Source organism: Micromonospora sp. CA-269861 (assembly GCF_050948505.1).
Taxonomy (GTDB): Bacteria; Actinomycetota; Actinomycetes; order Mycobacteriales; family Micromonosporaceae; genus Micromonospora.
In genome coordinates, this window is sequence record NZ_CP192014.1 from 6,599,045 (window position 1) to 6,611,934 (window position 12,890).

Genomic DNA, 12,890 nt, shown 5'->3' on the forward strand with positions numbered 1-12,890 from the left:
CCTCCATGTCACACCCACAGATGACACAGAGCGTGCCGGTAACGCGGACAAATGGTGACATGGCTCGAAGTGACGCGAACCTGACTCGCCCAGTCAGGTCTGACCAGGCGAGGCTTCGATTAGTTTTCCGGTCCGGTGCACGGGACTTGTCGGCCAGTCCGACGCCGCGCCGATCCGCGCCCCACGCCGGAGGAGACACACATGACAGTCCCCGCGCCGCGGGCCCGTCGACGGCCGTCCACGCTGGGCCGACTGCTGCCCCTGCTGCTCATCGGAGCACTGTTGGCACCGTTGGGCCTGCTCGTCACGACGAACTGGCGGCAGGCCACCGACGACCGGGACCTTGCCGCCCGGGAACGGCTCGGCGTTCAGTACCTCACCGCGCTGGCGGCGGTCACCGACGCGCTGGTGGAGGACCAGTCCAACGCGGTCAACGGCCGCCCCGTCGCACGGGAGGCGTTGAACGGGGCGGTCGAGAAGGCTGCCGCGGTCGACGCCCGCATCGGCGGGGAGTTGCTCAGCCAGGAACGCTGGGCCGGCGTACGGGCCAAGCTGGAGGCGCTGCGCGGCCGGAGCGCCGCCGACCCCGAAGCCGCCTACACCGCGTACGGCGAGGTCGCCGACCTGCTGCTGGACCTGCACCGGAAGGTCCGGGAGAGCTCCGGGCTGGTCCGCGACCCCGTGGCCGACTCGTTCTTCCTCCAGGACAGCGCCGGCCAGGAACTCCCCGAGGCGGTGGTCGCCGCCGGCCGGCTCGCCGACCTGGGCACGCTGGTCTCCCGCCGGCCGGCCGCCGAGCAACCGCGCGGCCTGATGGAACTGACCGGCCTGCGGGTGTCCGCCCTGGCACCCGCCGCCGACCTCGTCGACAACCTGCGCTCGGCCGTGGACGGTTCGGAGAGCACCGACCTCGGTGCCAACGTGCTGACCCCGCTGGACACCTACCAACGTTCGGTGGAGGCGCTCGCCGCGTACTCCGTGCCGGGCAAGGACACCGGTGTGATCAACCCGGCCCAGTTGAGTGCCGCCGCGCTCAACTCGCACCGCTCGGCCCGCCAACTTCAGCCGGTCATCCTCACCGAGTTGGACGCCCTGCTGGTCGAGCGCATCGACCGGCTCAACCGGGACCGCTGGTTGACCGCCGGGGCGGGGGTCGTCGCCGCCCTGTTGCTGAGCTGGCTCGCCGCGTTGCTGGTCGCCGCCCGTCGGCGGGCACGGCATCGGGCCGCCCTGGCCGCGACCCACGCGGAGAGCCCCGACACCCCGCTGCCCCGCGGCCCCTGGCAACCGCCGAACGACGAGCCGCGCGCGCTGCAACCGATCGGCGCGGCCCGTGACCCGGAGATCGCACAGTGGGGGGCGTTCGATGCTGCTCGGTAGGCTCCGGATCCGCGGCAAGCTCGCCCTGCTCGTGGTGATCCCGCTGCTCAGCATGGTCGGCCTGGCCGTGCCGGTGATGCTCGACCGGGTCGCCACGGCACAGCGCGCCGGCGACACCGCCGAGCGGGTCCGGCTCGCCAGCCGGGTCGGCAGCCTGGTCCAGGACCTCCAGCAGGAACGCATCCTCTCCGTCGGCTTCCTGCTCGGCCGGGTCGACCGCAGTGAACTGGTCCGCAAGTCCGCCGACGTGGACGACCGGGTGGCCGACCTCCGGGCGGCGCGGAGCGACGCGCTCACCGACGAGGTCGACCGCGCCCTCGACGGCGTGTCCAGACTCATCGACCTGCGGACGGCCGTCCTCGCCCGGGTCGCCAACCCGGGTCAGGTGATGGACGCGTTCGGCCCGGTCAACAAGGGGATCATCGAGTCACTGCGGCTGGTGGTCGGTGTGGACACCAGCACGTTGCCGGGCCGTCAGGTGGTCGCTCTCGACGGGCTGCTCCGCGCCGACGAGGGCCTGGGCGCCTGCGCCACCCTGAGCCTGCTGGTCAAGGCGATCGGCACACCGGACACCACCGCCGGGTACGTGGCGTGCATCGCCGCGCTCATGGTCGACAACTCGCGCTTCCGCAGCCTGATCACGCCCGAGCAGCTCACGGTGGCCCAGCTCAACGACGCTGCCGTGGCCGCGCGTACCAGTCCCGACTTCCTGACCAGGAGCGCCCGGGATCCGGCCGCGGCGGTCCGCGACGTGCCGATGGAGGCGCTCTTCCCGGCCGTCCGCACGATGATCCGGCTCGGTCAGTTCGTCGAGAAGAAGCTGGTCGCCGACGTGCTCGCCGAGGTGACGGCCGAGCAGCGGCGCGCGCTGACCGCCGCGTACCTGGTCGGTGCCGCGGCGGCGTTGATCCTGACGCTTGTGGTGCTGCTCAGCGTGGCGGTGGCGCGGACTGTGGCCCGACCACTGACCCGGCTCACCCGCTCGGCCGACCGGGTCGCCCGGGTCGCCGAGGCGGAGCTGGTCCGGGTCACCGACGACGAGACGGAGAGACCTCAAGCGGTCCGGCTGGAACCCGTGGACATCCGCGCCAACGACGAGATCGGCGACCTGGCGCGGGCCTTCGACCGGGTGCAGAACACGGCGGCGCAGCTCGTCGAGCGGCAGGTCGCCGGCCGGCGCAACGTGGCGCAGATGTTCGGCCACGTCGGGCGGCGTACCCAGAACCTGGTGGGTCGGCAGATCGCGCTGATCGACCGGCTGGAGCAGCAGGAGGCCGACCCCGGCCGCCTGGAGCACCTGTACCGGCTCGACCACATCTCCAGCCGGTTGCGGCGCAACGCCGGCAGCCTCGTGGTGCTCTCCGGCTCGGCCGGGGCCGACGCGCACACCGCGCCGGTGCCGCTGGCCGACGTGGTCCGGTTGGCGCTCGGTGAGATCGAGGACTACACCCGGGTGGAAGTCCAGGTGCCGACGGGCGTCTCGGCCGCGCCGGCGGTGGTCGGTGACCTCGTCCTGGCCCTGGCCGAGCTGATGGAGAACGCCACAGTCTTCTCCCCGCCGCACACCCGGGTGCTGGTGGCCGCCGAGACGTCCGGCCTCGGTGCGCGGCTGACAGTGGTGGACCACGGCATCGGCATGAGCGAGCAGCGACTCGCTGAGGAGAACGCCCGGTTCACCCGCCGGGAACGGCTCGACCTTGCCCCGACCGAGGTGCTCGGTCTGTTCGTGGTGGGCCGGTTGGCCCGTCGGCACGGCTGGCAGGTTGCCCTGGCCGCCACCGGCGGCGGTGGGGTGACCGCACAGCTGGAGATCCCGTCGGCGTCGCTGGTGCTGCGCCGCGCCGACCGCGCCGGGGCCGCCGTGGCCCGCGCCGCGGTGCCGGAGCGGGACCGACGCACGACGGCGACGCTCGACCCCGAGCGGCCCCGCGCGGCAGCCGTCACCGCGCCCGCCCGCTTCGACTCGGACCTGCTCAGCCGGGCCACCCGCAGCCTGGACGCCGGCCCGTCCTGGAACGCTTTCGGTCAGGGCCAGCCGAAGCCCGCGGTCCCCGAACCCCAGAGCCCGGAACCGTCGGGCAAGCCGGCCGGCCCACGGGTGCGGCAGCGGGTGCCCGGGGCGACTCTGCACGCCACCGCCGCGACGACCCGGCCGGTGGACGCCACCGGCGCGGACCCCGCCGCGGCCCGCGCGCTGGTCGAGGCCTTCCAGCTCGGGGTACGCCGTGCCGAGCTACAGGTGGCACCGAACGGCCTCGACGGTGCGGCGCGCACAGCCAGCGCCGGGACGGCCGTGGTGGACCAGGGCTCGACCGTCGACCTGCCCAGCACCCCGGGCGGCGCCGGCCCCACGGTGCCGCGTGGTGGCGGCTCGACCGATGCCGCACCGGAGCGGCCCCGGTTGAGCCGACGGGTACCGGGGGCGAACCTCACCGCCATCCCGGCCTGCCAACCGCCCAGCACGCACCTCGGTGACCCGGCCGAGGTCCGCGATCTCATCAACGAGTTCGAGGCGGGCGTCGCCCGCGCTCTCCGCGAAGTCAGCCCCGACCACCGGAACGAAGAAGGATCATCACGGTGACCAGCCCCTTCCTGCACGACAATGTCGACCAGACTCAGCCCGGCGCCACCGGGGACCTCAGCCCGGAGGCCCGTACGTTCAACTGGCTGCTGGACTCCTTCACCTCCAGCACCGCCGGGGTCCTGGAGGCGATCGCGGTCTCCTCGGACGGTCTGCTGATGGCCATGTCGGCGATCAAGGATCGGTCCAACGCGGAGCGGTTGGCCGCCGTCGTGTCCGGGATGACAAGCCTCGCCGGTGGGGCCGCCAGTTGGTACGCGCTCGGCGGCCTGAACCGGGTGATCGTCGACATGGCCGACGGCTACCTGCTGATCAGCGCGATCAGCAGCGGTTCCGTGCTCGGGGTGGTCGCCGACCGTACGGCGAACCTGGGCACTGTCGCGTACGAGATGACGCTCTTCGCCGGGCGGGCCGGTGGCGCCCTGACCCCGCGACTGATCGTCGAGTTGAAGAACGCCGTTCAGCAGTGACCCCCGACGTCGCCGGCGAGGATCCGGATCCGGAACCCAGGGTTCGGATCCGCCCGTACCTGCGCACGACATCCCCGACCGGGGACGGCGCGACGGCGACACCGGCGCTGCCCGAGCCGGAGCCGCAGCCGGACGGGGACCGGCCGGCCGGTCCCCGTCCGTTCGTGCTCACCTCCGGGCGGGTGGCGGGCGCCGACCCGGCGATCGGGCTGGAGACCCAGGTGACCCTCCGCACGGACAGCGGCTGGTGGGCCGGCCCACCAGGCACCCTGCTGGCACCGGAACTTCAGACGATCATCGCGCTCTGCGCCGAACCGATCTCGGTGGCCGAGATCTCGGCCCGCGCCCGACTGCACTTCGGCGTGGTACGGGTCCTGGTCGGCGACCTGCGCGCCGCCGGGCACCTGGACGTGCACCTCACCGACACCGACGACGCTGTCGACCCCGATCTCATCCTGCGAGTGATTGATGGACTCCGTGCGATCTCCTGAATGGCCGGCCGCCCCGCTCGGCGGGGTCGCCGCGAACAGCGCCGCAGCCCGTTACGGCATGTCCCCGGGCACCGGGCCGATCGTCGGGCGGGCCGGCCCACCCCCGACCCCACCCCCGACCGCACCGCCGCCGTACCGGCCCTCGTCGGCTGTGGGGTCGGTGCCGCCTCCGGCAGGTAAGCCGGCCGCACCGCCGATCCCGGTCAAGATCCTGGTGGCCGGCGGGTTCGGGGTGGGCAAGACCACCACCGTGGGTGCCATCTCCGAGATCGCACCCCTGACCACCGAGGCCGAGATGACAAGCGCCGGGATCGGCGTGGACGACCCCGGTGCCCGGTCCACCAAGACCACCACCACTGTGGCGATGGATTTCGGCTGCGTGACGATCGACCGCAGCCTGAAGCTCTACCTGTTCGGCACGCCGGGGCAGACCCGGTTCGGCTTCATGTGGGACGACCTGGCCCGGGGAGCGCTCGGCGCGCTCGTGGTCGTGGACAGCGCACGGCTGGACGACTGCTTCCCGGCCATCGACTTCTTCGAGCGGGCAGGGCTGCCGTTCGTCGTCGGGGTCAACGCCTTCGACGGGCGACTGGCCCTGGAGCTCGGCGAGATCCGCTGGGCGCTGGCCATCGGCGATCATGTACCCCTGGTGCAGTTCGATGCCCGCGACCGGCTCTCGGTGCGGGACGCCCTACTGGTCGTCCTGGACCGCGCGCTGGACCGCGCTACCCGGGACAGGAGAGCCTGAGCCGACCAGCTCCGGCCGTGGCGGGAAGAGGTGATCTGGTGAGGGGCGACCTGGACGAGACGCTGGCCCGGCTGGCCCGACGTGAGGAGGCGTCGCGCCGTCGGGCCACCGACCGTGACGACACCACCGCACCGTCGAGCCCGCCCGGCCTCGACAGCGGCACCCGCAACGCCCGGTCGGGCCGGCACGCCGGGGTGGAGACCGCCAGCGACGTGGCCGGTTGGGGGCCGGTCGAGGACGTGGCCGAGGCGGTCCGCCAGGTCGTCGGGGCGTACCCCGGTCTGGCGGTGACCGTGCAGGTGGAGCATGCCGGGCGGACGTACCCGATGCGGGTCTCCTGGGACGGGCCCGCCGTCACGGTCGGCCCGGTGCCCCCGCCGCCCCCGCTGGAACCCCCGCCGGCCTGGCCGCTCTCCGGCCGGACGGTGCCCGCCTGGGCGCCCGGCCCGGACGGGTTGACCCCGGACCCGGCGGCCCGGTTGGCCGAGCTGATCCGACGCGACCCGACGCTCCTGGACGAGCTCGATCCGCGGCGCTGACCGGCGGGGCTGGCTGCCGGCGGCTACGGTCGGGCAGTGGCGCAACCCGACCTGACCTTGACGGCGAGCCTGCGGCCGGCGGCGCTGGACGCCCGACGGGGCATCGTGCGCCTGCACCCGGAGGCGCTGACCGCGCTGGGGCTACGCCCCGGCGACCCGGTCCGCCTCACCGGCCGCCGGGAGACGGCCGGGATCGCGGCTGCGGCCGGGCCGGGCGCGAGCAGCGCCCTGCTGTACGCCGACGACCTGACGTTGGGCAACCTGGGTCTGCGTGACGGCGGTCAGGTGCGGGTGAGCCCGGCGCCGTTGGTTCCGGCCGGCCGGGTCGTCCTGGCCGGGCCGGTGGAGGTCGTCGCGGCGGTCAGCCCGGAGATGCTCCGGCTCGCCCTGCTGGGCAAGGTGCTCACCTCCGGTGACGACGTGTCGCTGCTGCCGCAGGACGTGCTGCCGGACGCCTCGGTCCGCAGCCTGGTCGAGGCGGCGCGTCGCAGCCTCGCCAACACCGTCGGTTTCGCCTGGACCAGCACGCTACTCACCGCGGTCGCTGTCGAGCCGGCGGCCGGCGCGCTCGTCACCATGGGCACGTCGGTCGCCTGGGAGCACGGCGCGACCACCCACGGCGGGCCGGTCCGGGCCGGTGTCACGCCGACCCGGGCGGGCGCGAGCGGGGACGTGGTCCCGGCGGAGGACGCGCCCGACGTGGACGAGCTGCCCGGGCTGCGGGCCCAGGCCGAGGAGCTGACCGAGCTGCTGGACCTCGGCTTCCACCACCGGGAGGTTCTGGGCCGGCTCGGCACCACCATCTCGTTGGGCGTGTTGCTCGTCGGCCCCGCAGGCTCCGGAAAGTCGGCGCTGGTCCGGGCCGTGGCCGCCCGGGTCGGCGCCCGCGTTCACCAGCTCTGGGCGCCGGAGGTGGCCGCGCTGGCCAGTCAGGCCGCCGCCGAGCGGTTGCGCGCCGCGGCCACTGCTGCCCGAGCCGCCGGCCCGGCGGTGTTGCTGGTCACCGACGTCGAGGCGCTCGCTCCCGCTGACGATCCCGGCCCGGTGGCGACGGTGTTCCGGCAGGTGCTCGCGGAGAGCATCCGCGCCGGCGTCGCCGTGGTCTGCACCACCGGCCGGCCGGAGGCGGTCGACAGCGCACTGCGGGCCCCTGACCTGCTGTCGCTGCGGATCAGCGTCCCGCTGCCGGATCAGGCGCTGCGCCGCGAACAGCTCACCGTGCTGACCCGGCAGGTGCCGTTGGCCGACGACGTCCGGCTGGACGACGTGGCCGCGCGTACCCCCGGCTTCGTCGCGGCGGACCTGGCCGCACTGGTCCGGGAGGCCGGGGTACGCGCCGCGCTGCGGCAGAAGTCCGCCGAGACGCCGACGGTGTCGATGGCGGACTTCACCGCCGCCCGGGAGGTGGTCCGACCCACCACGATGGCGGCGTCCACCCTGGATCTGGCCTCGGTGACCCTGGACGACGTGGGTGGGCTGGACGAGGTCAAGCAGACGCTCACCGAGTCGGTGCTGTGGCCGCTGACCTACCCGGACACCTTCGCCCGGCTCGGCGTGCAACCACCGCGCGGGGTTCTGCTCTACGGGCCGCCGGGCTGCGGCAAGACCTACCTGGTCACGGCGCTGGCCGGGTCGGGGCGGGCGAACGTGCTGTCGGTCAAGGGCGCCGAACTGCTCTCCAAGTGGGTGGGTGAGAGCGAACGCGCGGTCCGTGAGCTGTTCCGGCGGGCCCGGGAGGCGGCCCCCACCCTGATCTTCCTGGACGAGGTGGACGCGCTGGCCCCGGTACGCGGCCAGGCCACCGACGGGGGCACCACGGACCGGGTGGTCGCCGCCCTGCTCACCGAACTGGACGGGGCGGAGACGCTGCGCAACGTGGTGGTCGTCGGCGCGACGAACCGGCCGGACCTGATCGACCCGGCGCTGCTGCGGCCGGGGCGGTTGGAACGGCTGGTCTACGTGCCACCACCGGACGGGCCCGCCCGCGCGGAGATCCTGCGAGCGGCGTCCCGGCAGGTGCCGCTGGCACCGGACGTGGACCTGTCCGCCCTCGGCGACGAGCTGACCGGCTTCTCCGCGGCGGACTGCGCGGCGCTGGTCCGCGAGGCGGCGCTGGCCGCGATGCGGGAGTCGCTCGCCGCCGCCACGGTCACCGCCGAGCACGTGTCGACCGCGCGGGCCCGGGTACGCCCGTCGCTGGACCCGGCCCAGGTCGCCGGGCTGGCCGCGTACGCCGCCAACCGGGAGTGATCAGGCCGGCACAACCTTTTGCCGCGCCCGGGACGTTCCTAGTACGTCACATTCCTCAGTGGAGTAATCCACTGCGACGTCAGGTGGTGTTCCTTGCGCAAGCGGCTCTCTCTCCTCCTCGTCCCCCTCGTGGCAGCGGCGACCCTGGTCTCGGTCGGCGCGCCGGCGACGGCTCATCCGGCGAAGCCGTTCCCCACCCGGATCGCGCTGCCGAACGGGTTCACCCCGGAAGGACTGACGATCGGTCGGGGCACCACCGTCTACGTGGGCTCCGTCCTGGATGGTGCCGTGTGGCGGGGCGACTTACGTACCGGGCGCGGCGCGGTGCTGATTCCCGGCACACCGGGCACCGCCAAGGCGGGCATCAAGCTCGACACGCACGGCCGGCTCTGGACCGCCGACTTCTCCGGCGGCGGGGCCAGCGTGTACGACCCGGGCACCGGCGCCCGACTGGCCCACTACCAGTTCACCAGCGAGCCGGACACCCTGGTCAACGATCTGGTGATCACCAAGCGGGCGATCTACTTCACCGACTCCATCCGGCCGGTGCTGTACGTGGTGCCGCTCGGCCCGGGTGGTCGACTGCCGGCCCCCGACGCGTTCCGGGTGCTGCCGCTCACCGGTCCGGGCGCGACGCCGGACGCGTTCAACAACGGGATCGTGGCGCTGCCGAACGGTGAGCTGCTGGTCGCGCAGATGCTGACCGGTCAGCTCGTGCGCGTCGACCCGCGTACCGGCGGAAGCCGCGTCTTCGACCTGGGCGGCTACTCCGTGGACCGGGCCGACGGGCTGGTGCTGCGTGGTCGCACCCTGCACGTGATCCGGAACCTGACGAACGTCGTCGCGGTGGTCCGGCTGAACGCCGGATACACCGCCGGTGTGGTGCAGCGCGAGATCACCGGCCCGCTGCTGCGTTCGCCGGCCACCGGCGACCTGCTCGGCTCGGCGTTGTACGTGGTGAACGGCCGATTCGACGTGGAGTCGACGCCGACCACCGACTACGACATCGTCCGGCTCCCGGCCTGATCCGCTCGGTCGGCGGCGGCCCCTGCGGTCGCCGCCGGCCCCGACGGGCACCTCAGAAGGCGGGCGGCGTCGAATCGAGGCAGATCTCGGCGCGTACCCTGCCGTCGTCCTCGCGCAGTTTCGCGCCGCACTTCTGCAAGACCGAGACCGCGCCGATGTTGTCCGGGGTCGTCTCGGCGACCACCGCCCGCATACCCGCCGCAGCGGCGGCGTTCAGCAGCTCCCGCAGGGCGGCCGCGCCGATCCCCTGCCCCCGTGCCGAGCGGCCGAGCCACATCCCGGCCTCCACAGTGCCGGGCTCGTCACAGCGCGTCATCCGCACCATGCCCAGCACCTCGCCACCGACGATGATCGCGTACATCTGCGAACGGGTCGGGCCGTCCAGCCCGCCGAAGCTCGCCCGGTGGAATTCTCGGAACGCCTCACGGCGGGCGAGCGACCAGCCGGCGGGCGCCTCGACCGGGGGCATGACGTCGCCGGGTTCCGCCTCCGCAGCCGCTACGGAGAGCAACGGCTCCAGGTTCCGCTCGTCCACCGGCTCCAGCCGGACCGCACCCGCCACGTGCCGCAGTCTGCCGCCCTCATCGGCCGAAGTCCACCCCATTGGCCATCCACTGGCGGTCCGGACAGCGGTACCGGCCGGTCGGGCGGCCCGGGTGTTCCACATCACGCTCTGTTGTCACCCGACCGGGTGTCGAACGCTCAAACCGCCGCCCCGAACTCGCAGAACACCACCGACGCGTCGTCGGTGGACTTGTGCCGGCGCAGTCGGTCGCCGTGGTCGCGCTCGGCGTCCCGCACGCGGTCGATCAACGCGCCCGGACCGTCGGCGCTCAGCAGGTCCAGCAGACCGGCCCAGTCGGTCAGCTCGAACTGCTCCACCGCGCTGGACGCGCCGTCACTCAGCAGCGCCGCCCGCCGTAGCGCCCCCGGACCGTGCCGGGGCGCGCTCCCGGTCACCGCGTGGAAGGCCGCGTCCGGGTCGGAGGCCGCCACCCAGTAGCCGTGGGTGCGGTTCATCCGCTCCCGCTGGACGCTCACCGCGTGCCGGAACCTGGTGACCGGGTCCGCCCCGCCGCCCGGCACGATGGCCACTGTCTCCCGAAGCTCCGTCATCGCCGCGTCCAGCCGGTTGTCGGTGACCACGCTGACCCGCCCGCCGACGTCGAGGACCAGAGGGCTGTCGCAGAGCACCAGGTAGTCCACCTGGTCGCCGCAGTCCCGCAGGAGGCAGACAGTGCTGGACGGGGTGCCCGGGTGGTCGAGGTCGCACTGCCCACCGTGGTCGGCGCGCACCGCGAGGATGGCCGCGGCCAGGTTGCTGGTGAGCCGGGCGGCCGGACGGACCGCCTCGGCGACGCCGATCCGGGCGGCCAGGTGCCGGACGTACCACTCGGGCCCGTGCACGCAACCGGTGTCGAAGCCGTCCGGCACCGTCGCGCCGTCCAGGACACCGACCAACGGGCCGAACCGGAAGACCACGTCCTCGTTGACCGGCCGGCCCGGGGCCGGCGCGGACGCGGAGCGTACCCGCATCACCGACGCCGGCCCCGGCGCACCGATCGGGTCAGCGCTGTCGAAGGTCGTCGACGGCCGCATGCGTCTCTCCCTGCACCTGACCGGCGGCCGAACGGCCCTGGTCGCGTACCGCGGACACGCCCTGCTGGGCGCTGGACCGGACCGACTGCGCCGCCTGCTGCGCAGGCTCCCGCAGGTTGTCCTGCATCTGGTGACCCACCTGGCTCGCCTGCTCGCGCAGCTCACCGGAGTGCTCACTCACCATGCTCCGCGCCCGTCCGGCGAGTTGCCGCTCACGCCCGCTCGGCGGGATCAACGACGCGGCCAGCAGACCGACTCCGAAGGCCACCAGGCCGGCAGCCATCGGATTGCCCTGAGCCTGCTCGCGGGAGTGCTGCCCGAGTGAACGGGTCTCGTCGCGTACCGAGCCGGCCGCGTGCGACATCCGCTGGCCAGCCTCCTGACCCAGATGGTTCGAGTTGCCCATCATCTTCTCCTTCGCTCGGGTGAACGCCCCGCGCGCCTGCCCGACGCGGTCACCGGCGATCCGACGCGGGTTGACCTTGTCGGTCAGCGCGTCGACGTCACTGCTCAACTCGTTGCGGGTGGTCTCGATCTCCCGCCGGATCCGATCCGGATCACTGGACATGACCTGTTCCCTCCCGACTCGTTCACCGGCCCCGCAGGGCGTCCGGCAGCTCCCGGGCAGTCTGCTTCGTCCGGGGCAGGACCGTACGAGCCCGCTTCAGCTGGGTCCGGGCGTTGATGAAGAGACCACCGGCCGCAGCGGCCCAGAGGACCGCGACGATCAGTGCCGCCCACCCCTGGTCCATCGTGTTGGACAGCCCCCACCAGATGGCGTACGACACGAAGAGCACCGCCAGGAACCCGGCCAGCGCGGCGCCGCCGAACATGCCGCCGGCCTTGCCCGCCTGGCTGACCTCCTCGCGCAGCTCGGCCTTGGCCAGCTCGACCTCCTTGCGTACCAGGGTGGACATGTCCCGGGTCACATCGCCGATCAGCTCGCCGACCGAGGCCTGAGTCCGCTCCTTCTCCGGGGCGCTCACGGTGCCACCCCGCCGGGCAGGTCCCGCGCGGGTTGCCCGGCGGGCGAGACGTTCTGCGCCCGCGCCGTCCCCACGTACGGCTGCTGACCGGTGTCCGCCGGTGCACCCTGCGCGGGTGACTGGGCACCTGACGCGTTGCCACCCTGACCGTTGCCCGAGGACGGCGCGGTCAGACCCCGGGTGAGCCGCCCGACCAGCAGCCCGGCCACCGCCGCGCCGGCGAGGAACGTCGCCGGGTGTTGCCGCGCGTACGTGCGGACCTCGTCGAGCACCTCGCCGGGTTCGCGCTCGTCGAGCCAGCCGGCGGCCTGCTGGGCGGCGTCGGCCGCCCTACGTACCACTTGACCGGCCAGCCCGGAATCGCCGTCCCGTTCGGCCATCGAACTCAGATTCTGACCCAGGTCGCGCAGGCCCGAAGCGGCCCGCCGCTGCTGCGTCTGCGCCTGCTCCCGAAGCTGCCCGGTGGCCTCACCGGTCAACTGCCGGGCCTGCCGCCGCGCCTCTGCGGCCACCTGCCCGCCCTGCTCAGCGGCGGTGTGGGTGACCTGGCCCCCGGCCTGCGCGGCCTGCTGACCGACCCGGGAGGCCTCCTGGCGGGCCTGCTGGCCTCTGCCGCTCTGATTCGTTGCCGTCATACCCCGCTCCCTTCCTCGGCCCGGGGCCGCACGCAACCCCGAACGCTCCCGCCTACCCGCCTGGCCAGCCGCCATGCGGGCCGCGCCAGCGCCGCGCCGCCGCGCCAAGCGCGCCAAGCGCGCCGATCTTGCAGTTTGTGTCCCGACAAGGACGCGCAAAAGCCGCGAAACGACGACAGAAAGTG

At 73.6% G+C, this 12,890-nt stretch carries 13 protein-coding genes; 8 read left to right on the plus strand and 5 right to left on the minus strand.

What is annotated here, in order from left to right:
- Positions 1–201: 201 nt before the first annotated feature.
- The 8 genes from ACQP0U_RS30375 to ACQP0U_RS30410 all read left to right on the plus strand — a co-directional run bounded on the left by ACQP0U_RS30375 (position 202) and on the right by ACQP0U_RS30410 (position 9,485).
- Positions 202–1,380, plus strand: a complete 1,179-nt coding sequence (locus tag ACQP0U_RS30375) for a hypothetical protein (protein WP_433313736.1) — start codon at positions 202–204, stop codon at positions 1,378–1,380.
- Complete coding sequence (locus ACQP0U_RS30380; protein WP_433313739.1) at positions 1,367–3,961, plus strand: nitrate- and nitrite sensing domain-containing protein; 2,595 nt, start codon at positions 1,367–1,369, stop codon at positions 3,959–3,961. The genes ACQP0U_RS30375 and ACQP0U_RS30380 overlap by 14 nt, the downstream gene beginning before the upstream one ends.
- Positions 3,958–4,431 (plus strand): roadblock/LC7 domain-containing protein, encoded by a 474-nt coding sequence (locus ACQP0U_RS30385; RefSeq protein WP_433313742.1) that lies wholly within the window; start codon positions 3,958–3,960, stop codon positions 4,429–4,431. Before ACQP0U_RS30380 ends, ACQP0U_RS30385 begins: the two co-directional genes overlap by 4 nt.
- The gene (locus tag ACQP0U_RS30390; protein WP_433313744.1) at positions 4,428–4,922 is read left to right on the plus strand and encodes a DUF742 domain-containing protein; all 495 of its coding nucleotides are present in this window, start codon (positions 4,428–4,430) and stop codon (positions 4,920–4,922) included. Before ACQP0U_RS30385 ends, ACQP0U_RS30390 begins: the two co-directional genes overlap by 4 nt.
- Positions 4,900–5,670: a GTP-binding protein gene (locus tag ACQP0U_RS30395; RefSeq protein WP_433313747.1), complete on the plus strand. Its 771-nt coding sequence runs from the start codon at positions 4,900–4,902 to the stop codon at positions 5,668–5,670. The genes ACQP0U_RS30390 and ACQP0U_RS30395 overlap by 23 nt, the downstream gene beginning before the upstream one ends.
- Before the next feature lie 38 nt (positions 5,671–5,708).
- Positions 5,709–6,209, plus strand: coding sequence for a hypothetical protein (locus ACQP0U_RS30400; protein WP_433313750.1), 501 nt, complete (start codon positions 5,709–5,711; stop codon positions 6,207–6,209).
- A gap of 36 nt (positions 6,210–6,245) precedes the next feature.
- Complete coding sequence (locus ACQP0U_RS30405; protein ID WP_433313752.1) at positions 6,246–8,459, plus strand: AAA family ATPase; 2,214 nt, start codon at positions 6,246–6,248, stop codon at positions 8,457–8,459.
- 129 nt (positions 8,460–8,588) lie between these two features.
- The gene (locus ACQP0U_RS30410) at positions 8,589–9,485 is read left to right on the plus strand and encodes a superoxide dismutase (RefSeq protein ID WP_433313755.1); all 897 of its coding nucleotides are present in this window, start codon (positions 8,589–8,591) and stop codon (positions 9,483–9,485) included.
- Between the two features lie 52 nt (positions 9,486–9,537).
- Here ACQP0U_RS30410 and ACQP0U_RS30415 read toward each other — a convergent pair whose 3' ends face one another.
- The 5 genes from ACQP0U_RS30415 to ACQP0U_RS30435 all read right to left on the minus strand — a co-directional run bounded on the left by ACQP0U_RS30415 (position 9,538) and on the right by ACQP0U_RS30435 (position 12,705).
- Positions 9,538–10,047 carry a GNAT family N-acetyltransferase gene (locus ACQP0U_RS30415; protein WP_433313757.1) on the minus strand — a complete coding sequence of 170 codons (510 nt, stop codon included), beginning with the start codon at positions 10,045–10,047 and terminating at the stop codon, positions 9,538–9,540.
- 140 nt (positions 10,048–10,187) lie between these two features.
- Positions 10,188–11,084 carry a hypothetical protein gene (locus ACQP0U_RS30420; RefSeq protein ID WP_433313760.1) on the minus strand — a complete coding sequence of 299 codons (897 nt, stop codon included), beginning with the start codon at positions 11,082–11,084 and terminating at the stop codon, positions 10,188–10,190.
- On the minus strand, positions 11,053–11,652 hold the full coding sequence (locus ACQP0U_RS30425; protein WP_433313763.1) for a DUF3618 domain-containing protein: 600 nt from the start codon (positions 11,650–11,652) through the stop codon (positions 11,053–11,055). Before ACQP0U_RS30425 ends, ACQP0U_RS30420 begins: the two co-directional genes overlap by 32 nt.
- A 22-nt stretch (positions 11,653–11,674) precedes the next feature.
- Positions 11,675–12,070 carry a phage holin family protein gene (locus tag ACQP0U_RS30430; protein ID WP_433313766.1) on the minus strand — a complete coding sequence of 132 codons (396 nt, stop codon included), beginning with the start codon at positions 12,068–12,070 and terminating at the stop codon, positions 11,675–11,677.
- Positions 12,067–12,705: a hypothetical protein gene (locus ACQP0U_RS30435; RefSeq protein ID WP_433313769.1), complete on the minus strand. Its 639-nt coding sequence runs from the start codon at positions 12,703–12,705 to the stop codon at positions 12,067–12,069. The genes ACQP0U_RS30430 and ACQP0U_RS30435 overlap by 4 nt, the downstream gene beginning before the upstream one ends.
- Positions 12,706–12,890: the final 185 nt, after the last annotated feature.

Excerpts from the sequence above, each read along its gene's own strand:
- ACQP0U_RS30435 (WP_433313769.1), bottom strand. The coding sequence starts at position 12,705 with ATGACGGCAACGAATCAGAGCGGCAGAGGCCAGCAGGCCCGCCAGGAG.
- ACQP0U_RS30420 (WP_433313760.1), bottom strand. The coding sequence starts at position 11,084 with ATGCGGCCGTCGACGACCTTCGACAGCGCTGACCCGATCGGTGCGCCG.
- ACQP0U_RS30375 (WP_433313736.1), top strand. The coding sequence starts at position 202 with ATGACAGTCCCCGCGCCGCGGGCCCGTCGACGGCCGTCCACGCTGGGC.
- ACQP0U_RS30395 (WP_433313747.1), top strand. The coding sequence starts at position 4,900 with ATGGACTCCGTGCGATCTCCTGAATGGCCGGCCGCCCCGCTCGGCGGG.
- ACQP0U_RS30425 (WP_433313763.1), bottom strand. The coding sequence starts at position 11,652 with ATGTCCAGTGATCCGGATCGGATCCGGCGGGAGATCGAGACCACCCGC.
- ACQP0U_RS30380 (WP_433313739.1), top strand. The coding sequence starts at position 1,367 with ATGCTGCTCGGTAGGCTCCGGATCCGCGGCAAGCTCGCCCTGCTCGTG.